At 67.1% G+C, this 26,471-nt stretch carries 32 protein-coding genes and 1 tRNA gene; 22 read left to right on the top strand and 11 right to left on the bottom strand.

Features of this window, described 5'->3' with window-relative positions:
- The first annotated feature begins 42 nt into the window (after positions 1-42).
- From H8M03_RS10000 to nusB, 4 genes are read left to right on the top strand one after another with little or no spacing between them, the layout of a single operon-like run.
- Positions 43-942, top strand: coding sequence for a pirin family protein (locus H8M03_RS10000; RefSeq protein WP_187479296.1), 900 nt, complete (start codon positions 43-45; stop codon positions 940-942).
- Positions 939-1,829 (top strand): alpha/beta fold hydrolase, encoded by an 891-nt coding sequence (locus H8M03_RS09995; RefSeq protein ID WP_187479295.1) that lies wholly within the window; start codon positions 939-941, stop codon positions 1,827-1,829. Before H8M03_RS10000 ends, H8M03_RS09995 begins: the two co-directional genes overlap by 4 nt.
- The gene (locus H8M03_RS09990) at positions 1,826-3,109 is read left to right on the top strand and encodes a low temperature requirement protein A (protein ID WP_187479294.1); all 1,284 of its coding nucleotides are present in this window, start codon (positions 1,826-1,828) and stop codon (positions 3,107-3,109) included. Before H8M03_RS09995 ends, H8M03_RS09990 begins: the two co-directional genes overlap by 4 nt.
- A 10-nt stretch (positions 3,110-3,119) precedes the next feature.
- Positions 3,120-3,572, top strand: a complete 453-nt coding sequence (nusB, locus tag H8M03_RS09985; RefSeq protein WP_187479293.1) for a transcription antitermination factor NusB — start codon at positions 3,120-3,122, stop codon at positions 3,570-3,572.
- Here the strand turns inward: nusB and H8M03_RS09980 are convergent.
- Positions 3,569-4,519 (bottom strand): alpha/beta hydrolase, encoded by a 951-nt coding sequence (locus tag H8M03_RS09980; protein WP_187479292.1) that lies wholly within the window; start codon positions 4,517-4,519, stop codon positions 3,569-3,571. The two genes, nusB and H8M03_RS09980, sit on opposite strands and share 4 nt — an antisense overlap.
- 125 nt (positions 4,520-4,644) lie before the next feature.
- On the opposite strand from H8M03_RS09980, the gene thiL reads away from it, so the two are divergent.
- The 9 genes from thiL to H8M03_RS09935 all read left to right on the top strand — a co-directional run bounded on the left by thiL (position 4,645) and on the right by H8M03_RS09935 (position 12,030).
- Complete coding sequence (gene thiL / locus H8M03_RS09975) at positions 4,645-5,571, top strand: thiamine-phosphate kinase (protein WP_187479291.1); 927 nt, start codon at positions 4,645-4,647, stop codon at positions 5,569-5,571.
- A 183-nt stretch (positions 5,572-5,754) separates the two neighbouring features.
- The gene (locus H8M03_RS09970; RefSeq protein ID WP_187479290.1) at positions 5,755-7,917 is read left to right on the top strand and encodes a sodium-translocating pyrophosphatase; all 2,163 of its coding nucleotides are present in this window, start codon (positions 5,755-5,757) and stop codon (positions 7,915-7,917) included.
- Positions 7,918-8,009: 92 nt separating this feature from the next.
- Positions 8,010-8,981 (top strand): quinone oxidoreductase family protein, encoded by a 972-nt coding sequence (locus tag H8M03_RS09965; protein ID WP_187479289.1) that lies wholly within the window; start codon positions 8,010-8,012, stop codon positions 8,979-8,981.
- Between the two features lie 75 nt (positions 8,982-9,056).
- Positions 9,057-9,311, top strand: a complete 255-nt coding sequence (gene infA, locus H8M03_RS09960; protein ID WP_187479288.1) for a translation initiation factor IF-1 — start codon at positions 9,057-9,059, stop codon at positions 9,309-9,311.
- A 9-nt stretch (positions 9,312-9,320) separates the two neighbouring features.
- Positions 9,321-9,893 (top strand): Maf family protein, encoded by a 573-nt coding sequence (locus H8M03_RS09955; RefSeq protein ID WP_187479287.1) that lies wholly within the window; start codon positions 9,321-9,323, stop codon positions 9,891-9,893.
- Positions 9,886-10,803 carry a ribonuclease gene (locus H8M03_RS09950; protein WP_187479286.1) on the top strand — a complete coding sequence of 306 codons (918 nt, stop codon included), beginning with the start codon at positions 9,886-9,888 and terminating at the stop codon, positions 10,801-10,803. The genes H8M03_RS09955 and H8M03_RS09950 overlap by 8 nt, the downstream gene beginning before the upstream one ends.
- Positions 10,787-10,963 carry a DNA gyrase inhibitor YacG gene (locus H8M03_RS09945; protein ID WP_187479285.1) on the top strand — a complete coding sequence of 59 codons (177 nt, stop codon included), beginning with the start codon at positions 10,787-10,789 and terminating at the stop codon, positions 10,961-10,963. The genes H8M03_RS09950 and H8M03_RS09945 overlap by 17 nt, the downstream gene beginning before the upstream one ends.
- Before the next feature lie 96 nt (positions 10,964-11,059).
- Positions 11,060-11,135: transfer RNA gene (locus H8M03_RS09940), tRNA-Phe, on the top strand.
- A 64-nt stretch (positions 11,136-11,199) separates the two neighbouring features.
- Positions 11,200-12,030 carry a formate/nitrite transporter family protein gene (locus tag H8M03_RS09935; RefSeq protein ID WP_187479284.1) on the top strand — a complete coding sequence of 277 codons (831 nt, stop codon included), beginning with the start codon at positions 11,200-11,202 and terminating at the stop codon, positions 12,028-12,030.
- A 3-nt stretch (positions 12,031-12,033) separates the two neighbouring features.
- Here the strand turns inward: H8M03_RS09935 and msrA are convergent, their stop codons facing one another.
- The 5 genes from msrA to H8M03_RS09910 all read right to left on the bottom strand — a co-directional run bounded on the left by msrA (position 12,034) and on the right by H8M03_RS09910 (position 15,586).
- Entirely contained in the window at positions 12,034-12,630 is a 597-nt protein-coding gene (gene msrA, locus H8M03_RS09930) for a peptide-methionine (S)-S-oxide reductase MsrA (RefSeq protein ID WP_222931872.1), read from the bottom strand.
- An 8-nt stretch (positions 12,631-12,638) separates the two neighbouring features.
- Positions 12,639-13,118 carry a peptide-methionine (R)-S-oxide reductase MsrB gene (msrB, locus tag H8M03_RS09925; protein WP_187479283.1) on the bottom strand — a complete coding sequence of 160 codons (480 nt, stop codon included), beginning with the start codon at positions 13,116-13,118 and terminating at the stop codon, positions 12,639-12,641.
- 62 nt (positions 13,119-13,180) lie between these two features.
- Positions 13,181-13,594 (bottom strand): methylmalonyl-CoA epimerase, encoded by a 414-nt coding sequence (gene mce, locus H8M03_RS09920; RefSeq protein ID WP_187479282.1) that lies wholly within the window; start codon positions 13,592-13,594, stop codon positions 13,181-13,183.
- Complete coding sequence (locus tag H8M03_RS09915) at positions 13,591-14,046, bottom strand: OsmC family protein (RefSeq protein WP_187479281.1); 456 nt, start codon at positions 14,044-14,046, stop codon at positions 13,591-13,593. The genes mce and H8M03_RS09915 overlap by 4 nt, the downstream gene beginning before the upstream one ends.
- Positions 14,047-14,053: 7 nt before the next feature.
- Positions 14,054-15,586, bottom strand: a complete 1,533-nt coding sequence (locus H8M03_RS09910; protein WP_187479280.1) for an acyl-CoA carboxylase subunit beta — start codon at positions 15,584-15,586, stop codon at positions 14,054-14,056.
- A gap of 112 nt (positions 15,587-15,698) precedes the next feature.
- On the opposite strand from H8M03_RS09910, the gene H8M03_RS09905 reads away from it, so the two are divergent.
- Both H8M03_RS09905 and H8M03_RS09900 read left to right on the top strand, forming a co-directional pair.
- Positions 15,699-16,469, top strand: coding sequence for a histidine phosphatase family protein (locus H8M03_RS09905; RefSeq protein ID WP_187479279.1), 771 nt, complete (start codon positions 15,699-15,701; stop codon positions 16,467-16,469).
- Positions 16,466-17,335, top strand: a complete 870-nt coding sequence (locus H8M03_RS09900; protein ID WP_187479278.1) for an NAD(P)H-hydrate dehydratase — start codon at positions 16,466-16,468, stop codon at positions 17,333-17,335. Before H8M03_RS09905 ends, H8M03_RS09900 begins: the two co-directional genes overlap by 4 nt.
- Here the strand turns inward: H8M03_RS09900 and pyk are convergent.
- Positions 17,332-18,798, bottom strand: a complete 1,467-nt coding sequence (gene pyk, locus H8M03_RS09895; RefSeq protein ID WP_187481035.1) for a pyruvate kinase — start codon at positions 18,796-18,798, stop codon at positions 17,332-17,334. The two genes, H8M03_RS09900 and pyk, sit on opposite strands and share 4 nt — an antisense overlap.
- Positions 18,799-18,913: 115 nt before the next feature.
- On the opposite strand from pyk, the gene H8M03_RS09890 reads away from it, so the two are divergent.
- A complete protein-coding gene (locus H8M03_RS09890) occupies positions 18,914-19,156 on the top strand; it encodes a DUF2312 domain-containing protein (RefSeq protein ID WP_187479277.1) in 243 nt (80 codons plus the stop codon).
- Between the two features lie 13 nt (positions 19,157-19,169).
- On the opposite strand, the gene H8M03_RS09885 is transcribed toward H8M03_RS09890, so the two are convergent.
- On the bottom strand, positions 19,170-19,658 hold the full coding sequence (locus H8M03_RS09885; RefSeq protein WP_187479276.1) for a GNAT family N-acetyltransferase: 489 nt from the start codon (positions 19,656-19,658) through the stop codon (positions 19,170-19,172).
- A gap of 71 nt (positions 19,659-19,729) precedes the next feature.
- On the opposite strand from H8M03_RS09885, the gene H8M03_RS09880 reads away from it, so the two are divergent.
- Genes H8M03_RS09880 through H8M03_RS09865 form a run of 4 tightly spaced genes read left to right on the top strand, consistent with a single transcriptional unit; the run spans position 19,730 to position 22,442 of the window.
- The gene (locus H8M03_RS09880; RefSeq protein ID WP_187479275.1) at positions 19,730-20,473 is read left to right on the top strand and encodes a YebC/PmpR family DNA-binding transcriptional regulator; all 744 of its coding nucleotides are present in this window, start codon (positions 19,730-19,732) and stop codon (positions 20,471-20,473) included.
- On the top strand, positions 20,473-20,826 hold the full coding sequence (locus H8M03_RS09875) for a DUF3147 family protein (RefSeq protein WP_187479274.1): 354 nt from the start codon (positions 20,473-20,475) through the stop codon (positions 20,824-20,826). Before H8M03_RS09880 ends, H8M03_RS09875 begins: the two co-directional genes overlap by 1 nt.
- Positions 20,823-21,314: a crossover junction endodeoxyribonuclease RuvC gene (gene ruvC / locus H8M03_RS09870; RefSeq protein ID WP_187479273.1), complete on the top strand. Its 492-nt coding sequence runs from the start codon at positions 20,823-20,825 to the stop codon at positions 21,312-21,314. The genes H8M03_RS09875 and ruvC overlap by 4 nt, the downstream gene beginning before the upstream one ends.
- Before the next feature lie 24 nt (positions 21,315-21,338).
- Positions 21,339-22,442 carry a lytic murein transglycosylase gene (locus H8M03_RS09865; RefSeq protein WP_187479272.1) on the top strand — a complete coding sequence of 368 codons (1,104 nt, stop codon included), beginning with the start codon at positions 21,339-21,341 and terminating at the stop codon, positions 22,440-22,442.
- On the opposite strand, the gene H8M03_RS09860 is transcribed toward H8M03_RS09865, so the two are convergent.
- Complete coding sequence (locus tag H8M03_RS09860; RefSeq protein WP_187479271.1) at positions 22,439-23,317, bottom strand: alpha/beta fold hydrolase; 879 nt, start codon at positions 23,315-23,317, stop codon at positions 22,439-22,441. The two genes, H8M03_RS09865 and H8M03_RS09860, sit on opposite strands and share 4 nt — an antisense overlap.
- A gap of 190 nt (positions 23,318-23,507) precedes the next feature.
- On the opposite strand from H8M03_RS09860, the gene ruvA reads away from it, so the two are divergent.
- Together ruvA and H8M03_RS09850 are read left to right on the top strand one after the other, a co-directional pair.
- The gene (gene ruvA / locus H8M03_RS09855; RefSeq protein ID WP_187479270.1) at positions 23,508-24,095 is read left to right on the top strand and encodes a Holliday junction branch migration protein RuvA; all 588 of its coding nucleotides are present in this window, start codon (positions 23,508-23,510) and stop codon (positions 24,093-24,095) included.
- Positions 24,092-24,490 (top strand): GFA family protein, encoded by a 399-nt coding sequence (locus H8M03_RS09850; protein WP_187479269.1) that lies wholly within the window; start codon positions 24,092-24,094, stop codon positions 24,488-24,490. Before ruvA ends, H8M03_RS09850 begins: the two co-directional genes overlap by 4 nt.
- Positions 24,491-24,499: 9 nt before the next feature.
- On the opposite strand, the gene H8M03_RS09845 is transcribed toward H8M03_RS09850, so the two are convergent.
- Together H8M03_RS09845 and H8M03_RS09840 are read right to left on the bottom strand one after the other, a co-directional pair.
- Positions 24,500-25,723 carry a zinc-dependent alcohol dehydrogenase gene (locus H8M03_RS09845; protein WP_187479268.1) on the bottom strand — a complete coding sequence of 408 codons (1,224 nt, stop codon included), beginning with the start codon at positions 25,721-25,723 and terminating at the stop codon, positions 24,500-24,502.
- 15 nt (positions 25,724-25,738) lie between these two features.
- Complete coding sequence (locus tag H8M03_RS09840) at positions 25,739-26,419, bottom strand: SRPBCC family protein (RefSeq protein ID WP_246448845.1); 681 nt, start codon at positions 26,417-26,419, stop codon at positions 25,739-25,741.
- Positions 26,420-26,471: the final 52 nt, after the last annotated feature.

Genomic DNA, 26,471 nt, shown 5'->3' with positions numbered 1-26,471 from the left:
CTAGCAGCGCGGCGCGCGCCGTGCCACCGATGGAGGATGCGGATGACCGATTCGGCGATATTGCAGACGCTGGCGCCGGTCACGCACGACCTTGGCGGGTTCAAGGTCCACCGCAGCCTGCCGCACAAGCAGCGGACCATGGTCGGCCCGTTCATCTTTTTCGACCAGATGGGGCCGGGGCATATCGACGCCGGCCAGGGCCTCGACGTGCGGCCGCATCCGCACATCAACCTGGCGACGGTGACCTATCTTTTTGCCGGGGCGATGGATCACCGCGACAGCCTTGGCACCTATCAGCGCATCGAACCGGGCGCGGTGAACCTGATGACCGCCGGCAAGGGCATCGCCCACAGCGAACGGACGCCCGGCCCGGAACGCGTCACCGGCGTCGACATGTCGGGCCTGCAGACGTGGCTCGCGCTGCCCCGCGACAAGGAAGAGCTGGACCCGGCGTTCGAACATGTGGCGGCGTCGCGCATTCCCGACATCGATATCGACCGGTGCCGGGTGCGGCTGGTGATGGGCGAAGGCTGGGGCGCGTCCTCGCCGGTAACCTGTCATTCGCCGACCATTTACGCCGCGATCGACGTTCCGGCCAATGGCGAGATGCGGATCGACCATGACGCCGACGAGCGCGCGATCTACCTGCTTGCCGGCGACCTGACCCTGGACGGCACCGCGCTTGAGCCGCAGCACCTGATCCTGCTCGCGCCGGGCAGCGCGCCGGTTCTGCGCAGTGCCGGCGGCGCATCGCTGATGATCTGCGGCGGCGCTCCGATGGACGGCGAGCGGCACGTGTGGTGGAATTTCGTCTCGTCCAGCCGCGATCGCATCAACGAGGCCAAGCGCGCCTGGCGCGGTGGCGAGTTCGCGCTTCCGCCCGACGACAATGGGGAGTTCATCCCGCTGCCCGAAGTGCCGTTAACGGTCAGCTATCCGTGACCACGGCCCGCCGGGTCCCGCTGTCGACCGGAGTGACGCTCAACGTCGCCATCGACGGTCCCGGCGATGCGCCCGCCGTCATCCTTCTCCACGGTTTTCCTGAATCACACCGCACGTGGCGGGCCGTCGCCCCGCTCCTTGCCGACCGCAATCGACTGGTAATGCCCGACCAGCGCGGCTTCGGCGGATCCGACCGGCCGGATGGCGTCGAGGCCTATCGGCCGGACGCGCTGGTCGCCGATATGTACGCGCTGGCCGAGACGCTGGGAATCGATGACTTTGCCCTCGTCGGTCACGACTGGGGCGGCGCGGTGGCCTGGGCCGCGGCCCTGCGCGGCGATCCGCGCCTGACCCGGCTGGCGATCGTCAATTCGCCCCACCCCGCCGTCTTCCAGCGCAGCCTGATCGATAACCCGGCCCAGCGCGCGGCCTCGCAATATATCACCGCCTTCCGGGCCGAGCGGATCGAGGATTACATCCGCCACCAGGGTTTCGGATGGTTCTTCGACAAGAGCTTTGCCGATCATGTCGACCTCTCCATCGTCCCGGCCGCGGAGCGCCAGCGCTATATCGACGACTGGTCGCGGCCCGGCGCCTTGACCGCGATGCTCAACTGGTACCGCGCCTCGCCGATGATTGTCCCGCTGCCCGGCGAAGCGGCGGCGACGCCCGAATGGGCGGCCGCGTTCACGCGAACGGTCGATGTCCCGACCCTGGTCATCTGGGGCATGCGCGATCCGGCGCTGCTTCCGGCCCAACTCGTCGGGCTGGAAGAGCTGGTGCAGGACCTGCAGATCGAACGAATCGAGGACGCCGGCCATTTCGTGCCGTGGGAGGCGCCGGAGGCGGTGGCCGAGGCCCTGGGCACCTTTCTCGCCGGCGCATGAGCGGGCGCGTCCGCCTGGTCCGCGATCCGGACGCGAAGCACGTCTCGGTCGATTTCGTCGAGCTCTATTTCGACCTCGTCTACGTCTTTGCGGTCACGCAGGTGTCGCACTTCCTGCTCACCCACCTCGGCGCCGTCGGGCTGGTGCAGGCGGGCATCCTGTTCCTTGCCGTCTGGTGGGCGTGGACCTTTACCGCCTGGGCAACCAACTGGCTCAACCCCAGCTGCGTCCCGGTGCGCGCGATGGTGTTCTGCGTCATGCTGGCCAGCCTCGGCATGTCGGCCAGCATTCCCGATGCGTTCGGGGAACGCGGGCTGTGGTTCGCGCTAAGCTATGTCGCGATCCAGCTTGGGCGGACGCTCTACCTCGTTTGGATCATGTGGCAGGTGCGGCCGCGGCTGGCGATGAGCCTGCTGCGCGTCGCCGGCTGGTTCGTGCTCAGCGCCCCCTTCTGGATCGGCGGCGCGCTGGTCGAAGCGGACCTGCGCCTGATCCTGTGGTTCGCGGCGATCGCCATCGAATTCCTCGGCCCGCTGGTGCAGTTCGCGCTTCCCGTGCTGGGCCGGTCGACGACCCGCGATTATGCCGTGTCCGGCGCGCACATGGCCGAGCGATCGGCGCTGTTCATCATCGTCGCGCTGGGCGAAGGCGTGCTGATCACCGGCGCGCTATTCTCCGAAATCGAATGGAATACGGGGAACGTCCTTGCAGCGCTGGTCGCCTTTGCCGGCACGGTGGCGATGTGGTGGGTGTATTTCGACGTCGGCATGCGGCGAGGCGTCGACCACATCGAACATGACGCGGACAGCGGGCGGGTCGCTCGCAACGCCTACACCTACAGCCATATCCCGATCGTCGCCGGGATCATCGTCGCCGCGGTCGCGGACGAAATGATGCTGGAGCATCCGCTTGGCCACGCCAGCCTTGCCTTCATCGGCTGCTCGCTTGGCGGCGGGGCCCTGTTCCTCGCAGGCACGATGCTGTTCAAGCGGGTCACCAGCACCGGACTGCTGTGGCCGTTGTCGCATCTTGTCGGACTGGTGCTGTTCGGCCTTGCCGCCGTCTGGGCGGTGCTGGCCCACCCCACCCCGCTCGCGGTCGGCAGCGTCGCCGCGGCCCTGCTGGCGATCGTCGCCGTGTGGGAATGGGGCTCGTTCCACGGCGGCTGGGTCGAACGCGGCCTGCCGGTGCCGGGCTTCGTGCAACGCTATGCCGACTGGCGGCTGGGCAAGGCCGCGGCGCGGAACAAGGCGGTTTCGCCCCCCGACGATCGCGGTTAAGGCGCCGCCCATGACCGCCACCCGATCCACGACCCGATCCGCCGCCCGCCTTGCCGCGGTCCAGGCGCTGTACCAGCAGGACATGGAAGGCACGCCGCTCTCGCGCCTGCTCAAGGAATTCCACGACCACCGGCTCGGCGCGACGATCGAGGACGAGCAATATCACGAGGCGGAAGGCGACTTTTTCGACGACATCGTTACCGGCGTCGACGCCCGCCGCGACGACATCGACACCGCCATTTCCGCCAAGCTGGCGTCAGGCTGGTCGCTCGACCGGCTCGACCGCCCGATGCGCGCCTTGTTGCGTGCCGGCACCTACGAGCTGATGGCCCGTCCCGACGTCCCCGTCGCCTCGGTCATCTCCGAATATGTCGATGTCGCCCACGCCTTTTTCGACAAGAAGGAAGCGGGTTTCGTCAACGGCCTGCTCGACGGCATCGCCAGGCAGGTCCGCGCCGCCTAGGGATCCTGCCGGTCGAGAAAGGCGAGCGGGATATCGACCCGCTGCGCCCACGCCGTCTCATTATGCTCCGCGCCGGCAAAGGTGCGGAACGTGAAGGCCGGGCCGGTCCAGCCCGCCTTGCCCAGGACCGCGACCAGCCTGTCCGAATACGGCCCGTAGGTCCCGTCCAACGTGCCGGTCCCGTGATCGATGTACAGCCGGTTGGCGCCGGGCCGCATCCGGCTGGTCGACAGATATTGGCGAAAGGCTTCGGCAGCGTCGACCGCGGCGCGATTGTGATCGGTCCCCTTGTCCGTCGGGCTGCCCAGCGCGACGTGCATCGACACGCAGGCAGCCTGGCCGAAAACCTGCGGATATTCGGCCATCGCGTAGAAGCTCATCAGTCCGCCCATCGACGATCCCATCACCGCCGTGTCCGCGGGACCGGCGAGTGTCCGGTAGATGCGGTCGACGCGCGGCTTAACGACACCGACCAGGAACGACAGATAGGCGTCGCCCGCCAGCTCGCCTTTCGGATCGCCGCTGTCGAGGTTGCGCACCCGCTGCTGGAAATCCGGTGGCAGGTACCGGAACAGCTTTTGCGGGAAGAGCGTGTCGTACCGCGACTTCGGGCTCTGGATGCCGACCACGATCCAGTCGCGCAGGTCGCCCTGCGCCACCATGCGCGGAATGGCTTCGTCCATCCCCCATTCCTGGTCGAACTTGGTCAGCTTGCGATCGAACAGGTTCTGGCCGTCGTGCATGTAGAGCACGGGGTAGCGCCTGCCGTTGTCCGCCGCGTAGCCGGGCGGCGTCCATACCCACACCGTCATCCGGCCCGCGGCACCGCCGTCGAGATTGGGCCAGGCGGTGACGGCCCCGGCGCTGATCGCGGGCGTCATCGACGAGGGATCGTCGGCGGCCCGGGCCGGCATGGCCAGCGCCAGGGCAACGGCAAGGATCGGCATTCTCATCGGCATGCTCCGCGGGTCCGGCCAGGCATGGCGCAGGATGCGTGGTTCGCCGCATGGGCGCAACCGCGCTCCCGCGGCCCGACTTTGCGCTTCGGCCAATCGGGCCTTAACTGACGGTAATGCAGGAAAAAGACGTGATCGAACGGCTGCGGCGTCTTGCCACCGATCCGGCGGCCCGCGGCCTCAGGGACGATACCGCGCTGCTCGAAGGCCTGGTCCTGACCCACGACAGCATGGCCGAGGGCGTGCACTTTCTCAGCACCGACCCGCCGGCCAGCGTTGGCTGGAAGCTGGTCGCGGTGAACCTGTCCGACCTTGCCGGCAAAGGCGCGCGGCCGGCCGGCGCCTTGTTGTCGATGGTCCTGTCCGATCCGGACTGGGACGCGGGCATCATCGACGGCATCGAGGCGGCGTGCGAAAGCTACGGCCTGCCCCTTCTGGGCGGCGACACCATCGCGCTGCCGGTCGGGGCGCCGCGGGTTTACGGGCTGACCGCCATCGGCCGGGCGGGGACGCACACGCCCAGCCGCGCCGGCGGCCGGCCGGGCGACCGGCTGTGGCTGGCCGGCACGCTGGGCGATTCGGCCGCCGGGCTGGCGCTGCTCGAAGGCAAGCCCGCGGTGCCCGGCCCCTTGTCCGAAGTGTACCAGCGGCCGATCCCGCTGCTGGAGATGGGGCAGGCGCTGGCGCCGTCGGCCAAGGCGATGATGGATGTGTCCGACGGGCTGCTGATCGACCTGCAGCGTCTGTGCGATGCCAGCGGCTGCGGCGCGGCGATCGACCTCGAACGTCTGCCGCTGTCCAACGCGTTCATCGCCGAGCGCGGCAACGGGCGCGAAGCGCGGCTGTTCGCCGCCACCGGCGGGGACGATTACGCGCTGCTCGCGGCCCTGCCCGATTCGGTCGACCCGGTAAGCCTTTCTTTACCAATTGCGCCGACCCTGACGTGCATCGGGCAGCTGGTCGACGGCTCCGGCCTCGTCATCGAGGACCGCGACGGCGACGTGCCCGTGCCGGAGAGATTGGGTTATGAGCATCACGCTTAAAGTACGGCAGATGGCGGTCGCGTTCAGCGGCCTTGCCTGCGGCGCCGTCGCCGCTCTCTTCATCCACTGACGTTCCAGCGCACGGTTGCCAGCCGCCATTCGCGGCCATAAAGAACCGCAGCTTGATCCGGGTGCATCCTGCACACCGGCCGCAATCTATTATGCCGCCTAACGGGGAATAAAATGGATCTCACTCTGATCGCGATCGCCTGCGGCGTTATCGCAGTGATCTACGGTATCTTCACCAGCAGCCAGGTGCTCAAGGCACCGGCCGGCAACCAGCGCATGATCGACATCGCCGGCGCCATCCAGGAAGGCGCGTCCGCCTACCTTGGCCGCCAGTATACGACCATCGCCATCGTCGGCGTCGTGGTTGCCGTCCTCGTCGGCGTGTTCCTGGGCCTTGTCCCGGCCGTCGCCTTCGTCATCGGCGCGGTCCTCTCGGGCGCCGCCGGCTACATCGGCATGAACATCTCGGTCCGCGCCAACGTGCGTACCGCCGAAGCTGCCCGCACCTCGCTGCAGGGCGGCCTGACCACCGCATTCCGGTCGGGGGCAATCACCGGCATGCTGGTGGCCGGCCTCGCGCTGCTCGCCATCGCCGGCCTGTTCTACGTGCTGGTCGGCGTTCAGGGCGCGGAGCCGGAAAGCCGCGAAGTCGTCAATGCGCTGGTCGCGCTGGCCTTCGGCGCCTCGCTGATTTCCATTTTCGCCCGTCTTGGCGGCGGCATCTTCACCAAGGCCGCGGACGTCGGCGCCGACCTGGTCGGCAAGGTTGAGGCCGGAATTCCCGAAGACGATCCCCGCAACCCGGCGGTGATCGCCGACAACGTCGGCGACAATGTCGGCGACTGCGCCGGCATGGCTGCCGACCTGTTCGAAACCTATGTCGTCACCGTCGGTGCGACGATGGTCCTGACCGCGCTGCTGATCGGCACGCAGGCCGCGGACATCACCGCGCTGATGGCGCTTCCGCTGCTCGTCGGTGGGGTGTGCATCATCACCTCGATCATCGGCACCTACATGGTCCGCCTGGGCAAGAACGGGTCGATCATGGGCGCGCTCTACAAGGGCTTCTGGACCACGGCCGGCCTGTCCATCCCGGCGCTTTACCTGGCCACGCAATTCGCACTCGGCGACCTCAATGCGCCGATCGGCGGTGGCAGTGCCGCCAGCGGTCTGGTCGAAGGCGCGGTTGCCGAACAGACCGGTGGCTTCACCGGCATGGACCTGTTCTACTGCATGCTGATCGGTCTGGCCGTCACCGGCCTGCTGGTGTGGATCACCGAATATTACACCGGCACCAACTACCGCCCGGTCAAGTCGATCGCCAAGGCATCGGAAACCGGCCACGGCACCAACGTCATCCAGGGCCTGGCCATCAGCCTTGAATCGACTGCCTTGCCGACGCTCGTCATCTGCATCGCGATCATCGCTTCCTACCTCCTTGCCGGCCTGATCGGGATCGCTTTTGCGGCGACTGCGATGCTGGCGCTGGCGGGCATGGTCGTCGCTCTGGACGCGTATGGCCCGGTCACCGACAATGCCGGCGGCATTGCCGAAATGGCGGGGATGGACGACGAAGTCCGCGGCCGCACCGACGCGCTCGACGCGGTCGGCAACACGACCAAGGCCGTCACCAAGGGCTATGCCATCGGCTCCGCCGCGCTGGCCGCGCTGGTGCTGTTCGGCGCCTACACCACCGACCTGACCGAGTTCGCCAGCGAGCTCGGCATCGGTGCAGCCGGCGTCGATTTCTCGCTGTCCAACCCGTACGTGGTCGTCGGCCTGCTGCTCGGCGCGCTGCTGCCCTATCTGTTCGGTGCGCTCGGCATGACCGCGGTCGGCCGCGCTGCCGGCGACGTCGTGCTCGACGTGCGCGAACAGTTCCGGTCCAACCCGGGCATCATGGATGGGTCCAGCCGGCCCAATTACGCCCGCACGGTCGACCTGGTGACCAAGGCCGCGATCAAGGAAATGATCATTCCGTCGCTGCTTCCGGTGCTGGCTCCGATCGTCGTCTATTTCGCCATCGCGGCGGTTGCCGGGCGTGAACAGGGCTTTGCCGCTCTTGGCGCCCTGCTCCTCGGCGTGATCGTGTCCGGCCTGTTCGTCGCCATTTCGATGACGTCGGGCGGCGGCGCGTGGGACAACGCGAAGAAGTATATCGAAGACGGCAATTACGGCGGAAAGGGTTCCGAGGCGCACAAGGCCGCGGTGACCGGCGACACGGTCGGCGATCCCTACAAGGATACTGCCGGTCCGGCCGTCAATCCGATGATCAAGATCACCAACATCGTCGCGCTGCTGCTGCTTGCGGCGCTGGCGGGCGGCACCGGCGTCTAGCGCCAGTTTCGCAACGATCTGGGACAAGGCCCCGCCCGGCATCGCCGCGGCGGGGCTTTTCTTTTGCGCCGCCGCGCACCAAGTCGATGGCGATGACCCACGCAATCCGAGTCCATGCAACCGGCGGCCCCGACGTTCTTTCCTGGGAAGATGTCGCCGTCGGCGATCCCGGCCCCGGCCAGGTCCGCGTCCGCCATGCCGCGGTGGGCCTCAACTATATCGACGTCTATCACCGCACCGGCCTCTATCCGCAGCCGCTGCCGTTCACGCCCGGCGTCGAAGGCGCGGGCACGGTGGAGACGGTCGGCGAGGGCGTATCCGGCCTTAAGGCGGGCGACCGCGTTGCTTATGCGGGACCGGTCGGTTCCTATGCCGAAGCCCGGCTGATTGACGCGGACAAGCTGGTCGCGCTGCCCGATTCCATCGGCTTCGAGGATGCGGCGGCGATGATGCTGCAGGGCATGACCGCGCATATGCTGCTGCGCCGCGTGTACGCCGTGCAGCCGGGCGACACGATCCTGGTCCATGCCGCGGCGGGCGGCGTCGGACTGATCATGTGCCAATGGGCCGCCGCGATCGGCGCGACCGTCATCGGTACCGTCTCGACCGAGGAGAAAGCGGAGCTCGCACGGGCGCACGGCTGCCACCACCCGATCCTCTACACGAAGCAGGATTTCGCCGAGGAAGTCGCGGCGATCACCGGCGGGGCGAAACTGCCGGTGGTTTACGATTCGGTGGGCAAGAGCACCTTTCTCAAGTCGCTCGAATGCCTGCGGCGGCGCGGAATGATGGTCAGCTACGGCAATGCCTCGGGCCCTGCCGACCCCTTTCCCCCCACGTTGCTGGCGCAAAAGGGCTCACTGTTCCTGACCCGCCCCACGCTGTTCGATTACATCGCCACCCGCGAGGAGCTGGAGCAGGCGTCGGCGGAGCTGTTCGAGGTTGTCGGATCCGGGACCGTCCGGATCGAGATCAAGCAGCGGTTCAAGCTGGCCGAGGCCGCCGAAGCGCATCGCGCGCTCGAAGCGCGGCAGACGACCGGATCGACCGTCCTTACCGTCTAGGCCGCGCAGCTTCACAATCAGTGGCCTTGCCGCTAAGGCACCGCGACTTCTGCAATCACAGGAAAGAGGTACCGTTTGGCCAAGGAAGAACTTCTCGAGATGCGCGGCAAGGTCGTTGAGCTGTTGCCCAACGCCATGTTCCGTGTGGAGCTGGAGAACGGCCACGAGATCCTCGGACACACCGCCGGCAAGATGCGCAAGAACCGCATCCGCGTGCTGACCGGCGACGAAGTGCTGGTCGAAATGACGCCCTACGACCTGACCAAGGGCCGCATCACCTATCGCTTCATGCCCGGCCGCGGCGGACCCGGTCCTTCCGCCCGCCCCTAAGGGGGTAAGATGCGGCTGATCCTTGCTTCGGCCAGTCCGCGACGGCTGGACCTACTGGCCCGGATCGGGGTCGTGCCGGACGCGATCGTCCCTGCCGATATCGACGAAAGCGTGCCGCGCGGCGAAATCCCGCGCGACCATGCCTTGCGGCTGGCCGGTGAGAAGGCGGCCGCGGTCGCTGCCCGGCATCCCGGCGACCTGGTGCTGGCGGCCGACACCGTCGTCGCCGTGGGACGCCGCATCCTGCCCAAGGTCGAGGACGAAGCGACGCTGCGCGCCTGCATGAAACTATTGTCCGGCCGCCGCCATCGCGTGCTGACCGGCGTCGCTTTGGCCGCGCCGGGACAGGCACTGCGCACCCGACTGGGCGAAACGATGATCGCGATGAAGCGGCTGAGCGGCGCCGAGATCGACTTTTACGCGGGCCATGGCGAATGGCGCGGCAAGGCCGGCGGCTACGCGCTGCAGGGCTATGGCGAAGTCTATGTCCGCCACATCGCCGGCAGCTATTCCAACGTCGTCGGCCTGCCGCTTGGCGAAACCCGCACCTTGCTGAAAGCCGCGGGCTATCCCCTTGCCTGACTGGATCGTCGAACGCGGCATCGGCGAGACCCGCGCCGCGCTGGTCGAAGATGGCGCGATCCTCGAAGCCCGCGTCCGCCGCGACGGCGTCACGCCCGCCGGGACGGTGCTCGACGCCACGCTGAGCAGCGTCGCTCCGCGCGTGACGGTCGATGCCGGGGGCGAGACGTTCCTGCTTCCGCGCGGCGCCAGCGGGATCAGCGAAGGCCGCTCCCTGCGGATCGAGATCATCCGCGAAGCGCTTGGCGGCGCGGAACCGTGGAAGCGCGGGCTAGCCCGGATAACGGACGCCGAGCCATCGCCGCCGCCGCCGCTGGCCGAGGGCCGCGACGGCCGCATCGACGGCTGGGACGACCTGCTCGACGAAGCGCGCAGCGGCATCGTCGGATTCGAAGGCGGCGAACTGCGCATCGAATCGACTGCGGCGATGACGATGATCGACGTCGACGGGTGGCTGGTGCCCGACAAGCTGGCGCAGATGGGCGCCTGGGCAGCCGCCAATGCCATCCGCCGGCTCGACATCGGCGGTCCGTGCGGAATCGATTTTCCGACCCTCAACGGCAAGGACGCCCGGCGAGAGGTCGACACGATCCTTGCCGACTATCTTCCCCAACCGTTCGAAAAGACCGCGATCAACGGCTTCGGCTTCGTCCAGGTCGTCCGCCCGCGGCGCCGCGCCTCGCTGAGCGAGCTGGCCGCCGACCGCGCGCCGTTCGAAGCCCGCGCCCTGCTGCGCCGCGCCGGCGGCGAGATCGGCGCGATCCGCCTGGTCGCGCATCCGGCGGTCGCCGCCGTTATCGAACGCCACCCCGGCTGGACCGACGCGCTGGCGCGGCAGGTCGGCGGCACGGTCACCTTGCGCAGCGATGCGGCGATCCCCATCCATGGGGCCTATGCCGAGAAAGTCTGATTCCAAGGGCTGCCCGCTGTGCGGAAGCCCAAGCAGCGCCGAGCACGGCCCGTTCTGTTCGCGCGGCTGCAAGGACCGCGACCTGCTCAAGTGGCTGGGCGAAGGTTATCGCATCCCCGGACCCGCGGCCCCGCCCGACCCCGAACAGAGCTCCGGCTAGGCCCGGTTGGCCATCGCATTGGCGCGGCGGGCTGGACAGTCACAAGGGGCACGGGTAGGGAGCGCGTCGCTTGAACGGCCGCCCGGCCGAAGCAAAGCCCAGGTAGCTCAGTTGGTAGAGCACGTGACTGAAAATCACGGTGTCGGCGGTTCGATCCCGTCCCTGGGCACCACTCTTCAAACGATCCGGTCGTGTCGCTGTCGGTGTCATTCCGGCGCGCCGTCCGTTCACGCCCCATGACCGACGACAGAAAGGCCAGCGAACGCACCGACGTCAGCGGCGCCGAGCAGCGCGAAGCCGAGAAGCGATCCGGACCGGAATCGATCGTCCTGTACCAGGCGGTCGTGCTCAAGGGCGAACACGAGCTTGGCCGGCCATTTGCATCGCTGTGGTGGTCGGCCCTGGCCGCGGGCATCGCGATCAGCGCCTCGCTGGTCGCCGAGGCGGCCCTTCGCCACCATTTGCCGGATGCGCCGTGGCGCGAGCTCATCACCGCACTCGGCTATCCGGTCGGTTTCCTCATCGTCATTCTCGGCCGGCTGCAATTGTTCACCGAACATACGGTCGTCGCCGTGATGCCGGTCATCGGCTCTCCGTCCGGACATAATCTGGGCCGGCTCGCCCGGCTGTGGGGCATCGTCTTTCTCGCCAACCAGCTTGGCACCTTTCTTGTCGCCGCGGCCTTCGTCGGCGCCGGCGTGGTCCCGCCGTGGCTGGCGCATTCGATGGTGGAGGTGAGCAAGCCGATGCTGGGCCACGGCATGTGGTCGACGATGATGCTCGGCATTCCGGCCGGCTTCCTGATCGCTACCGTCGCGTGGCTGATCGTCGCGGCGAAATCGAGCCACTTCTGGCTGATCGCCCTGCTGACCTACGTCATCGCCATCGGCGGCTTCACCCATGTCATCGCCAGCGCGGTCGACGCCTACGTCCTGGTGCTGACCGGCAATGCGTCGATGGGCTGGGCGCTGGTCGGCTTCGTCCTGCCGGCACTGGTCGGCAACGTGATCGGCGGCACCGGCTTGTTCGCCCTGCTCGCCTTTGGCCAGATCAAGGAAGAAATCTGATCGTCAGCCCTTGAAGCGCGCCGGATATTTGGCCTTCAGCTGCTTCACCTTGGGCGCATCGTTGATGACGATATAGCGGTCGTTGGGATTCTTGCGGGCGTAATCCTGGTGATAGGCCTCGGCCGGATAAAACGTTCCGCTTTCGATCTTCGTCGCGACCTTCACGCCCTGCTTCTTCAGCCGTGCGATCACTTCCGCCGCAATCGCCTTCTGCCTGGCGTCCTGCGGGAAGATGGCGGAGCGATAGCTGGGACCGGTGTCCGGGCCCTGGCGGTTCACCTGCGTCGGGTCGTGCGCGACCGAGAAATAGATGGCGAGCAGATCGTTATAGCCGATGCGCGACGGATCGTAGGTGATGCGCACGGCTTCGGCGTGGCCGGTCCGTTCCGCACTGACGTCGCGGTAATTGGCGCTCTTGGCGTCGCCGCCGGCATAGCCGGACACGACGTTGCTCACGCCCTGCACATGTTCGAATACCGCTTCCATGCCCCAGAAGCAGCCGCCCGCGAGCACCGCGGTTTCGCTGCGCGCGGCGGGCGCCGGGGACGCCAGGGCGGTCGCGGCCAATGCCGCTGCGAAAAGATATTTGGGTCGCATCATGATGTCCTTCAGGCGGCGCGGAACTTGAGCGCCAGACCGTTCATGCAATAGCGCAGTCCGGTCGGTTTCGGCCCGTCGTCGAACACGTGGCCAAGGTGTCCGCCGCAGCGGCGGCACAAAATCTCGGTACGCTGCATCAACATGCTGCGGTCCACCCGTTCGATGACAGCATTGGGAAGCGCCCGGTAAAAACTGGGCCAGCCGGTACCGCTGTCGAACTTGGTCGACGAACTGAACAGCGGCAGGCCGCAACCGGCACAGCCGAACAGGCCCTTGCGGTGCTCCTTGTTGAGCGGGCTGGTATAGGCGCGCTCGGTCCCGGCTTCGCGCAGGATCGCATAGCGCTGCGGTCCGAGCCGCTTCTTCCATTCCGCCGGGCTGTAACTGACCTCATACTTCTTCGCGGCCGCACCGGCGGGAAAATTGGCGAGGATCACGGCCGCGGCGCCAACCCCGGCAGCGCCGAACACTTCGCGGCGATTCAGCATCTTGCGAATATCCATGGCCCGCAAATTAGCGGTTCGCACCTGAACCTAGCGGGAACGCGACGCTAATGCGCAGGGGTTTCCATCAGCTCGGTCAGTACCCCGCCCATGTCCTTGGGATGGAGGAAAAACACCGGCGTTCCGTGCGCACCGATACGCGTCGGGCCGAGGATGCGCGCGCCCTTGCCTTCGAAATGCGCCCGGGCGGCCGCGATATCCTCGACCTCGAAACAGACATGATGCTGCCCGCCGGCCGGGTTCTTCTCGAGGAATTTGACGATCGGCGAGGTCTCGCCAAGCGGCTCGATCAGCTCGATCTGGCTGTTGGGCGTATCGACGAAACAGACGCGCACGCCCTGCGCTGGCAGGTCGAACGGCTCGCCGGCCGGCTCCGCGCCGAACATTGCCTTGTAGGTTTCAAGGCTCCGTTCGATCGACGGGGTCGCGACCCCGACATGGTTCAACCGGCCAAGTTTCATTGCTCGATGGTCACTTTCGTCGTCACGCTGTTGGCGATGAAACACTGTTCGTGGGCGTCGTGGTGCAACTTCGCGATCGCCGCCTCGTCCGGCGCATCGCCGCCCCACACGACCTGCGGGCGCAGCACGACCGCGCTTATCCACATTTTCCCATCGTCGCGCTTTTCCAGCGTGCCCTCGGCTTCATCCACATAGCTGTCGACCACGTGCCCAGCACGGCGCGCAAGGTCGACGAAGAACAGCATGTGGCAGGACGCGAGGCTGGCGACGAACGCCTCCTCCGGATCGACCGCGTCGAGCTTGTGCCAAGGCGCCGGCACGATGTGCGGACTGGGGCTCGCGGGGACGGTCAGTCCGTCGAAGACCCACTCGTGCGCTCGGCTGTACTGTCCGCGCGAAAAGTCGGTGCCCGGGTCGCGCTTCCAGCGGATTGTGGCGGTGTAGGTGCTCATGCACTCCTCACAACGGAATATTGTCGTGTTTCTTCCAAGGATTCTCCAGCTGCTTGTCGCGCAGCTTGCGCAGGCCCATCGCGACCCGCCGGCGCGTGGAATGGGGCATGATCACATCGTCGATGAAGCCCTTGCTCGCGGCCACGAAGGGGTTGGCGAAGCGCTCTTCATATTCGCGCGTCTTTTCGGCGATCTTGTCCGGGTTGTCGCGTTCGGACCGGAAGATGATTTCGACCGCGCCCTTGGCGCCCATCACCGCGATCTCGGCGGTCGGCCAGGCGTAGTTCAAATCGCCGCGCAAATGCTTCGACGCCATCACGTCATAGGCGCCGCCATAGGCCTTGCGCGTAATGACCGTGATCTTGGGCACCGTCGCTTCGGCATAAGCGAACAGCAATTTCGCGCCGTTCTTGATGATCCCGTTATGCTCCTGCGCGACGCCGGGCAGGAAGCCGGGGACGTCGACCAGAGTCAGGATGGGGATTTCGAACGCGTCGCAGAAGCGCACGAAGCGCGCGCCTTTCTTCGACGACGCGATGTCGAGCACGCCGGCCAGCACTGTCGGCTGGTTGGCGACGACCCCGACAGTGCGTCCTTCGATGCGGCAGAAGCCGATGATGATGTTTGCCGCATGCTTCGGCTGAAGCTCGAAAAAGTCGCCCTCGTCGGCGATCTTCCGGATGAGTTCGTGCATGTCGTAGGGGGTGCTTGCGCTGGGCGGGACGAGCGTGTCGAGGCTGTCGTCCTGGCGGTCCCACGGGTCGTCGGTCGGCCGCACCGGCAGATCGTGGCGGTTGCTGAGCGGCAGGAAGTCGAAGAAGTCGCGGGTGGCGAGCAAGGCGTCGATGTCGTTTTCGAACGCGACGTCGGCAACGCCCGACTTGGTCGTATGGGTAACCGCGCCGCCCAATTCTTCCTGCGTGACCACTTCGTTGGTGACCGTCTTCACCACCTCCGGCCCGGTGACGAACATGTAGCTCGAATCCTTCACCATGAAGATGAAGTCGGTCATCGCCGGCGAATAGACCGCACCGCCCGCGCACGGCCCCATGATCAGCGACAATTGCGGGACCACGCCGGAAGCGAGCACGTTGCGCTGAAAGACTTCCGCATACCCGCCCAGCGACGCGACGCCTTCCTGGATGCGCGCGCCGCCCGAATCGTTCAGCCCGATGACCGGCGCGCCGGCCTTCATCGCCATGTCCATCACCTTGCAGATCTTTTGCGCGTGGCGTTCCGAAAGCGACCCGCCGAAGACGGTGAAATCCTGCGCGAAGACGAACGTCAGCCGGCCGTTGATCGTGCCCGATCCGGTGACCACGCCGTCGCCCGGAAACTTCTGCGTCTCCATTCCGAAATCGGCGCAATTATGTTCGACGAACATGTCATATTCTTCGAAGCTGCCGGGATCGAGCAGCACGGTTAGCCGCTCGCGCGCGGTCAGCCGGCCCTTGGCATGTTGCGCGTCGATGCGCTTTTGCCCGCCGCCCTGCTTCGCCAGCTCGCGCCGCGATTCCAGCTCTTCGATGGTTGTCGCCATTGTTCCCCTCTGGGCGGTCCGTCCTCGCCGCCGTCCTTCCACGGCGGAGCGCCGCTGGTCAATCGCCGCGGTCCCGCGGGAAAGATTCCGCCGTTCGCGCTTTTGGCATTGCATGAACCAACGTCAGCATTGGCCGGAAAAGCTGTGGCTCGTCCGGCACGGGCAAAGCCAGGGCAATGTCGCGCGCGACCTTGCGCATGAAGCAGGGCATCTGGAAATCGGCATCGAGGAGCGCGACGTGGACGTGCCCCTGTCCGAACTCGGCTTCCGCCAGGCCAGGGCGGCGGGCGAATATTTTGCCGCGCTGCCCAAGGATCAGCGGCCGGAACTGATCCTCACCTCGCCCTACATCCGCGCACGGCAGACGGCGCTGGCGATTTGCGAGGCAGACGCGCTGGCCGACGGGCCGCGCAAGGCGATCGTCGACGAACGGCTGCGCGAGCGCGAATTCGGAATCTTCGACCGGCTGACCACCGCCGGCATCAAAGCGCGCTTTCCCGAAGAGGCCGAGCATCGCGCGCGGCTGGGCAAATTCTATCACCGGCCGCCGGGTGGCGAGAGCTGGGCTGATGTCATCCTGCGGCTGCGCTCGATGCTCAACACCATCAACCTGCATTATTCGGATCGCCGCGTGCTGGTCGTCGCGCACCAGGTCGTCGTGCTGTGCTTCCGCTACATCCTCGACGAACTGGAAGAAGCGGAGATCCTGACGATCGACAAGCAGGCCGAAGTGCTCAACTGCGGCATCTGCGCGTACGATTTCGAACCCGACAAGGCGGGCCTGTGCGCGCCCAAGCTGGCGCTGTGGAATCACGGCACGCCGCTGGAGGAACAGGGCGCGGCCAAGACCGCCGAACCGGACCAGATGACGGGCACGCGATGAGCCGCCCCAGGTCGCTGACAAGGGCGGCGCTCAAGGCCTTTCCGTTGCCCAAGGTCGAAGACGGCGACAAGAATTCGCACGGCGTCCTGCTGATCGTTGCCGGCAACCGGCTGGTGCCCGGTTCGGCGATGCTTGCGACCCGCGCCGCGCTGCGCAGCGGCACCGGCAAGGTCCGCGTGGCCACCGTCGCCAGCGTCGCCCCGTCGATGGCGCTGCACATGCCCGAAGTGCTGGTGCTGCCGATCGCCGAATCCAGCGACGGCAACATCAAGCGTGCCGCGGTCCGCCAGGTGGGCGGCGAGGCGGACAAGGCCGACGCGATCGTCGCCGGTCCGGGCATCGAGGAAAGCAAAGTCGGCACCGCCATGTCCGAAGCGCTGCTGCGCACCGGCAAGCCGATCGTGCTCGACGCCGGCCTGCTCAATTGCCTGGCGCCCATCGCCGACCATTGCCGCAAGGCGCAGACGCCGCCGGTGCTGCTGCCGCATTCGCGCGAGATGGCGGCGCTGCTGGGTTGCGAGCCCGAGGAGGTCGATGCCGATCCGCTGGCGGCCGGCCACCGGGCGGCCGAGCGCTTTGGCGCCTACGTCCTGGTCAAGGGCGTACCCAGTTTCGTCGTCGCGCCCGACGGCCGCAGCTGGAAGTTCACCGGCGGTTCGCCCGGCCTTGGCGTCGCGGGCAGCGGCGATACCTTGTCCGGCATCGTCGGCGCCTTGATCGCCCGCGGGATGGATCCGCTCGGCGGCTTGCTCTGGGCTGTGCTGCTGCACGGAGAGGCGGGCGCGCGACTGTCGAAGACCGTCGGTCCGGTCGGCTTCTACGCCAGCGAAATTCCCGACCAGCTGCCGGCGCTGCTCGCCCGTTAGGGCTGCTTCGGCTGGTGGCGTTCCAGTTCGTCGCCGGCCAGCCGGACGACGTGGATCACGTTGGTCGATCCCGGGGTCCCGAACGGCACGCCGGCCATCAGGACCAGCCGCTCGCCGCCGGCCGCCAGCTTGTGGCGCAGCGCCATGCGCTTGCCCTTGGCGACCATCTCTTCAAAGCTCGACACGTCGCGCGTGTGAACTGGCCGCACACCCCAGATCAGGCCCAGCCGCCGCGCCGTCTGGAGCAGCGCGGTCATCGCCAGGATCGGCACCGGCGGCCGTTCGCGCGCGATCCGGCGCGCGGTCGATCCGGAACTGGTGTAGCAGACCATGCCCTGCGCCGAGACGGTATTGGCGATCTGCCGAGCGGACGCGGCGAGCGCGTCGGCGGTGGTCGCTTCGAGCACGGTTTCGGTGAAATGTACGCGGCCCGGATAAACCGGGTCCTGTTCCGCGCTTTGCGCGATGCGGTCCATCATCTGCACCGCTTCTACCGGATAGTCGCCGGTCGCGCTTTCCGCCGACAGCATGACCGCGTCCGCGCCGTCGTAGATGGCGGTCGCCACGTCGCTCACTTCGGCCCGCGTCGGGGTCGGGGAATTGATCATCGATTCCAGCATCTGGGTCGCGACCACCACCGGTTTGCCGAACTGGCGCGACGCGGCGATGATCTTGTTCTGCATCGGCGGCACGTCTTCGGGCGGAAGCTCGACGCCAAGGTCGCCGCGGGCGACCATCACCCCGTCTGACAAGGCGATGATCTCGTTGAGCCGCTCGATCGCGGCCGGCTTTTCGATCTTGGCCATCAGCAGCGCGCGGTTGCCGATCAGCTCGCGCGCCTCGGCCACGTCGTCGGGCCGCTGGACGAACGACAGTGCGACCCAGTCGGCCTTCTGCTCCAGCGCGAAGGCCAGGTCCTTGCGGTCCTTGTCGGTGAGGGCCGGGATCGGGACGACGACATCCGGCACGTTGACGCCCTTGTGGTTGGACAAGGTGCCGCCGACCATCACTTCGGCGACGATCCGGTCGTCGTGCACCTCGACCGCCTTCAGCCGCACCTTGCCGTCGTCGATCAACAGCCGGTCGCCCTTCGAGATCGCTTCGAACAATTCGGGATGCGGCAGTTCGACGCGCCTGGCATCGCCGGGCGTGCGGTCGCGGTCGAGGACGAAGCGGGCTCCGGTTTCGACCTCGGACGATCCCCCGGCGAAATCGCCCACCCGCAACTTCGGGCCCTGCAGGTCGAACAGGATGGTGGTCGGCCGGTGAAGGTCCTTTTCCAGCTGGCGGATCGCTTCGACCAGCTTGGCCTTCTGCGCATGCGTGCCGTGGCTCATGTTGATCCGGAACGCATCGGCGCCCGCGACCATGAGCGTGCGGATGACGGCCGGCTTGCTCGACGCCGGGCCCAGTGTGGCGAGGATTTTCACCTTGCGCGCGCGTGGCTTGAGAATTTCGCTCATCCGGTCCTTCTGCTTCGCAGCCGCCATAGCGGGAGAATGTCGGCATTCAACCGGGTTGAGCGCCGGCGCCGCCTCGCCTAGACGCTGGGCCGAATCTTAAAACATGGAGTGGGACATGGCGGAAGGCGCCGTCGCAGCCGACCAGCTGCGGCTGTTTATCGAGCGTATCGAACGGCTCGAGGAAGAGAAAAAGGGCATCGCGGACGACATTCGCGACGTATACGCCGAAGCCAAGGCCACCGGCTACGATCCCAAGATCATGCGCATGGTCGTGCGCCTGCGAAAGATGGAAACCCACACCCGGCAGGAACAGGACGCGATCCTCGAAACGTACCGCAGCGCACTCGGACTCGCCTGACCCGTTCGCGCGCTTAGTCGAGCATTTTCCGCCAGCGTCGGCTGCCGGGCTCGGCGGCCGGCACCTCGCTTGCTCCGAGCCACGTCGCCAGGCGCGCGGTAAGCGAATCGTCGGCGCGCGTTTCGGCGACGATGCATTCGGCACCAAGCGTTCTCGCCAGCGCTTCGGCGGCGCGCAGGCAGTCGATCGCAAGCCGATGGCGGCCCCAATGGTCGGGATGCAGGTCGATCCCGATCGACGCCGCGCCTCCCGCCAGGCGGACGCCGACATCGCCGATCAGCCGATCGTCGCGATCCGCGATGACAAGCTGGACATTCTCTCGCGACGACGCGTGCCGCCACGACAGGAACGTGTCGAACAGCGCCGCTGCCTCCGCTCCGCCGACCCCGACCCGCCCCTGAAAGGCGGAGTGCGCATACATGGCGAGAAATGCGTCCCGGTCGCGCGGCTCGAATTCGCGCAGCGCCACGGCGCCGACCCGTCGGACTGGCTCGTCAGCCACTTCGTTGCGTCACTTGCGCGTGCGGTCTAGGACGCCGACGATTTTCCCGAACGCATGATTTAGAGAAGAGCATGGCCGGCCATAGTAAGTTCAAGAACATCATGCACCGCAAGGGCGCGCAGGATAAGAAGCGCTCGTCGATGTTCTCCAAGCTGTCGCGCGAAATCACGGTGGCCGCGAAGATGGGCCTGCCCGATCCCGACATGAACCCGCGGCTGCGCGCCGCGGTACTGGCTGCAAAGGCGCAGTCGATGCCCAAGGACAATATCCAGCGGGCGATCGACAAGGCGTCGGGCGGCGACACCGAAAATTACGAGGAACTGCGCTATGAAGGATTCGGCCCGGCCGGGGTCGCGATCATCGTCGAGGCGCTGACCGACAACCGCAACCGCACCGCGACCAACATGCGCACGATTTTTTCCAAGAACGGCGGCAATCTGGGCGCGTCCGGGTCCGTCAGCCACGGCTTCGAACGGCTTGGCCTGATCGAATATCCGGCCAGCGCGGGCGATCCCGACAAGGTGCTCGAAGCGGCGCTGGAAGCGGGCGCGGAAGACATCGAATCCGACGACGACGGCCACCGCATCTGGACCAGCGTCGACGAACTGCACACCGTCGCCAAGGCGCTCGAAGGCATGCTGGGCGAAGCCGAAGCGACCAAGCTGGCATGGAAGCCGGGCCTGGAGGTCGAGGTTCGCGGCGACGAGGCGCAAAGCCTGCTCAAGCTGCTCGACGCGCTGGACGACGACGACGACGTCCAGACCGTGTGGGGCAACGAAAGCATTCCGGACGAAGAGCTGGAGAAGTTCGGCTGATGTGGGGCTGGCTGGCGGTCAAGGCGCTGTTAAGCGGCCTGATCGTCGCCGCGGTTTCCGAAATCGCCCGCCGCTATCCCGGGCTTGGCGGGCTCGTCGCCTCGCTCCCTTTGGTGTCCGTGCTGGGCATGATCTGGCTGTGGCAGGCATCGCCCGATCCCGCCAACATGGCCGACCATAGCGCCGCGACCTTCTGGTTCGTCCTGCCGTCGCTGCCGATGTTCCTCGCCATCCCGCTGCTGCTTCGCAACGGCGTGCATTTCTACGCCGCGCTGGCGCTTGGCTGCCTGCTGACGATCCTGCTCTACGCGGCGATGATCGCGCTGGCGCCGCGCGTCGGCATCCGCCTTTGACGCTCATCCTGGGTCTCGACCCCGGGCTGGGAACAACCGGCTGGGGGCTCATTCGCGCCGAAGGCAATCGCCTGTCCCACGTCGCCAACGGACAGTTGAAGACGGACAGCAAGGAATCGCTGCCGCGGCGCCTGTCGCATCTCGCCGCACAGCTCGACGCGCTGATCGCCGACCGCGCGCCGGACACCGCCGCGGTCGAGGAGGTGTTCGTCAACAAGAACCCGCAATCGACGCTGAAGCTGGGCCAGGCGCGGGGCGTCGTCCTGCTATGCGCCGCCCGCGGGGGCATGGACGTCGGCGAATATGCTGCGCGGCTGGTGAAAAAGGCCGTGGTCGGCACCGGCGCCGCGGAAAAGGCGCAGGTCCATGCGATGATCCAGCGCCTGTTGCCCGGTGCGCAGATCGCCGGCGCCGACGCCGCCGATGCGCTGGCGGTGGCCATCACCCACGCCCATCATGTCGCGAGCCACCGTTCAGGACTGGTTTAGCGCCTGCCCCGCATCCGCCGGCCGATGGCCGCTGTTCGGAATTTTGCAACGATCGGATCGACCCTGGTGCTGGCGCTGCTTGCCGGTGCCGCGGTCGCGACTCCGCCGCTGCCCATGCCGCCCCCGCCCCCCGACAACCCGGCTTTCGTTGCCGGGCCCGAACCCGTGCTGGACAGCACCGGCGACCCCCGGGTCGACGCCTATCGCGACCGGCTGCTGGACGAGGGCGGTACCAGCTGGCGGCCCTATCTTGTCCGCCTGTTCGCCGGCATCCGCGCCGACCCGCAGCTGATTGCGTGCTTCGACGAACAGGCCGCGATCGTCGAACCGGCCGATTTCATTCGCCACTACGTCACGTCCGAACGCATTGCCCGGGGCCGCGCGCTGTACCGCGTACTGTCCGGTCGCGCGCAGGCCGGCACCACCCCGCCGGAAGTGCGCCTGGCGATGTGGGGAATGCTGTCGGATTTTGGCGACCGCCCGCCGCAGCATGACGCGATCGCGGCGCTGCTGGTCCTCGGCGCGCACGATCGCGGCGCGCGTGGGGATTTCCAGCTGCATCATGCCGCTCGGCTGGTAGTCGCCGGCGACGTCCCTCGCGAACGGCTGCGCGCCGGGGACAGCGGACGCCTTGGCCAGACGGCCATCCTGCCCGGTCGTTTCGATACCCAGGCGCGCGACGGCAACGGCGACGGGCGCAAGGACGTCTGGTCGAGCCGCGCCGACATTCTCGCCTCGCTCGATGTCGGCGACTGGTCGGCCTATCCCGGCATGCCGGTCGCGGTCGCCGTCCGGCCGGCGCAGTTCGACCTGTCCGACCCGATTGATGCGCGGCGCGCGCGGGCGCTCGAACAGGTCAATAACGTACCCGCCAATATCCTCCGCCGGTATGACGGCAAGCGATGGGCGGGCGCGCAGCAAGGCTGGGCCGGCGCCTACGTCGAGCCCTACGGGAAGGCCGGCCCGGCATTCCTTGTCCTGCCGCCGGCGTGGGCGGTGAACAGCGTCAATCCGTACCGCGAGCTCTATTTCAACGACGACCATGACAAGGGCTTCGCGCTTGCCGCGGCGCTGCTGGCCGACGCCATCGCCGGCCGGCCCGTACCCGACCTGCCCGCCGCGCCCTAGGCGGGCACGGCCTCCCGCTGGCTGCTGGCGTCGTCACCCTGCAGGCTGCCTTCGATAAAGGCGAGCAGGTCGGCGTTGATCGTATCGGCATGCGTCGTGCACATGCCGTGCGGAAAGCCGGCGTAGGTCTTGAGCGTCCCGTTCTTCAGCAGCTTGGCCGAAAGGGGCGCAGAGTCGGCATAGGGCACGATCTGGTCGTCATCGCCGTGCATCACCAGCACGGGCACGTCGATCGCCTTCAGATCCTCGGTGAAGTCGGTTTCGCTGAACGCCTTGATGCCGTCGTAATGGGCCTTGATCCCGCCCATCATGCCCTGCCGCCACCAGTTGCGGATGACGCCTTCGCTGACGGTCGCGCCGTCGCGGTTGAACCCGTAGAATGGGCCGCTCGCGACATCGAGGTAGATTTGCGCGCGATTGGCAGCGACGCCCGCGCGATAGCCGTCGAACACTTCGATCGGCGTGCCGCCCGGGTTGCTGTCGGACTTGACCATGATCGGCGGCACCGCGCTGATCAGCACCGCCTTGGCGACCCGCCCCGGCTCGGCCCGCGCGACATAATGCGCGACCTCCCCGCCGCCGGTGGAATGGCCGGCATGGACCGCGTCCTTGAGGTCGAGCGCGGCGGCAAGGTCGGCCACGTCGGCCGCATAATGGTCCATGTCATGACCCTCGCTAACCTGCGCCGAGCGGCCATGGCCGCGCCGGTCGTGAGCGATGACCCGATAGCCCTTGGCCAGGAAGAACATCAGCTGCGCGTCCCAATCGTCGGCCGACAGCGGCCAGCCATGATGAAAGACGATCGGCCGGGCGTCCTTGGGCCCCCAGTCCTTGTAGAAAATCTCGGTCCCGTCGCGGGTGGTGATGGTGGGCATCGCAAACGCTCCTGCAGGAAATGGACAGACGCGACTCGCCCGCGCGCTCGCGGACCGGCAAACTTATCATGGATCAAGATGTGCGCCGCAGGCGATATTTTCGCCCGGCGAGCCGGTCCCCGATTTTAGCGGTTGCGCTCGCCCCGGGCATGGCGAAGGGTGTGCTCCGCATGGGCATGGGGGACCGGACTTGATTGCGCGCCTGACCGGCAAGCTTGCGGAAATGGGCGCCGACACGGCGGTGATCGACGTCGGCGGCGTCGGCTACCTGGTCCATTGCAGCGCGCGCACGCTCGAAGCCTTTGGCGCGGTCGGCAACGATGTCCTCGTCCTCACCGAATTGCAGGTGCGCGAGGATGCGTGGACCCTGTTCGGCTTCGGCAGCGCGGCGGAGCGCGACACGTTCCGCGCGCTGACCAGCATTCAGGGCGTCGGCGGCCGGCTGGCGCAGGCGATCCTGTCTGCCTTGTCGCCCGACGAACTCGCGCGCGCCGTGAGCCAGGAAGACAAGGCGATGATCGGCCGCGCCAACGGCGTCGGGCCGAAGCTCGCCGCCCGCATCGCCAATGAGCTCAAAGGCAAGCTCGGCGCCCCCAGCATTGGCGGCGGCGCCCCCGCCCCGCGCGCCGGCGCCGCCGCCGACGCTCTGTCCGCCCTCGCCAACCTCGGCTTCAAGCCCGCCGACGCCAGCGCGGCCGTCAACGCCGCGCTCGACGAACTCGGCGCCGATGCCTCGCTCGACGCGCTGGTGCGGATGGCCCTGAAAAAGTCCAGATGACCCACGTCGCCTCCTGCCGCTGCGGGCAACTTACTGCCACCGCGACCGGTGACCCGGTCCGCGTGTCCGTCTGTCACTGCCTTAACTGCAAGAAACGGTCGGGGAGCATGTTCGCGGCGCAGGTGCGCTGGCCCGAAGACCGCGTGACGATCGCCGGCCAATCGAAAAGCTTTCCGATGACCGGCGACAGCGGCTCACACGCCAACTTCCACTTCTGTCCCGATTGCGGGACGGACGTCTATTACGTCACCGAGAACGACCCCGACCGGCTCGTCGCGATAACGATGGGCACGCTCGACAAGCCCACCGCGTTCACGCCCTTTTATTCCGTCTACGAAAGCCGCAAGCCGGCCTGGCTGACCATCGCCGGCGAGGGCATCGACCACTTCGACTGACGGCGGGCGTTAGGCGTCCGCATACTCCACTTCCTGCACCTTTTTCACCGCGCCCTTGGGCAGGTCCGGCTTGAGCACGATCTTGGTGTAGTCGTTCTGTTCGTCGTGCCAGTGCTTGTACATGTCGGCCGCGTCTTCCAGCGGTGCGTGGTGCGAGATGAGGAAGGTCGTGTCGATCGTCCCATCCTCGATCTTCGCCAGCAATTCCGCCGTGAACTTCTGGACGTGGGTCTGTCCGCTTTTGACGGTCAGCCCCTTTTCCATCAGCTGGCCGATCGGAAAGCTGTCGGCGAACCCGCCATAGACGCCCGGAATCGACAGCCGGCCGCCTTTGCGGCAGGCAAGGATCGCCTGGCGCAGCGCATAGATCCGGTCGCTGGCCATGAAGGTCGACACCTTGATCTGGTCGATCACATTGTCGGCGGTTAGCCCGTGGCTTTCCATCCCGACGCAATCGATGCAGGCGTCGGGGCCGATGCCGCCGGTCATGTCGGTCAGCGCTTCGCGCACGTCGCCCTGCGTGTAATCGAGGATTTCCGCGCCCAGCTGCCGCGCAAGGTTCAGACGCGACGGGAAATGGTCGATGGCGATGACCCGTTCCGCGCCAAGGATCAGCGCGGACTGGATGGCGAACAGCCCGACCGGCCCGCAACCCCAGACCGCCACCGTATCGCCCGGTTCGATGTCCGCATTGACCGCCGCCTGCCACCCGGTCGGCAGGATGTCGGACAGGAACAGCACCTTGTCGTCGTCCAGCCCGTCGGGAATGACCACCGGGCCGATGTCCGAATAGGGCACGCGGACATATTCGGCCTGCCCGCCGGCATAGCCGCCCGTCAGATGCGCGTAGCCGAAGGCCGCGCCCATCGGATGGCCCATGCCGGTTTCCGACGCGTCGGACGTTTCGGCCGGGTTGCTGTTGTCGCAGGCGCTGAATTGCTGCCGGTCGCAAAAGAAGCATTGGCCGCACGAAATGGTGAACGGCACGACCACGCGCTGGCCCTTCTTCAACGTCGACTTCGGCCCCACCTCGACCACTTCGCCCATGAATTCATGGCCGACGATGTCGCCTGCCCGCATGGTCGGGATGTAGCCGTCGTACAGGTGCAGGTCGGACCCGCAGATGGCGGTCGAGGTAACCTTCAGGATGGCGTCGCGGGGATTGACGATTTCCGGATCGGGCACGGTATCGACCCGAATGTCGTGGCGTCCCTGCCAGGTGACTGCGCGCATGGTCGGACCTTTCGCTTAAATGTGGGCTTCGGCCGGGCTCTCGGACGAGCGGCCGGATGGCGAGGCGTTGGTGGTCACTTCGCCGGTTTCGATCAGCTGCTTGAAGCGGCGCAGGTCGCGCCGCGCCTGGATGGCCGGTTCGCGCTGGAACAGCTTGGCGAACAGCCGCCCCATCGTTCCGGCCGGCGGGTCGTAGCTGAGCACCAGCGTGACATAGGTGCCGCGATCTTCTGGCGCGTCCGCGAACGTCACCTTGCCGGCGTTGGCGATGTCGCTGTCCGGTTCGCTTTGCCAGCTGATCGCCTGGTTCTCGACTCGCTCGGTTACTCGGTTGACGAGCGTGACCTGCTTTCCGGCCGGCGCCTTGATCGTCCAGCGCGACCGGTCGTCGCCCAGCGTTTCCACGCGTTCGACGTTTTCCATGAACTTCGGAAAATCCTCGAACCGCGACCAGGCCTTGAACAGCTGGTCGCGCGGGGCGCCGACCAGCTGCGTCTTGCCGATAATCGGGCGGCTGCCGTCCGACGACTTGTCGAGCGTCCAGTTCGGCGCGTCGGTATCGATGTGCGGATGGCGCGACGACCGGGACAGGAGCAGCGCCCCGGCGGCGACCGCCGCCGTCGCGACGCCGATCCCGACGGCCGCTGCCGTTCGTCCGCCTGACGATGAAAGAATGCCGTTGGGTTCGTCGCTCACCTGGTCCTCCATAATAGTGCAGGGGTGACGACGGGCGCGGCCGTCCGTTCCG

Origin of the sequence: Sphingomonas sabuli (assembly GCF_014352855.1) — a bacterium.
GTDB lineage: Bacteria > Pseudomonadota > Alphaproteobacteria > Sphingomonadales > Sphingomonadaceae > Sphingomicrobium > Sphingomicrobium sabuli.
The sequence above is the reverse complement of the archived record's forward strand: the minus strand, read 5'-3'. Positions and strand labels throughout refer to the sequence as shown.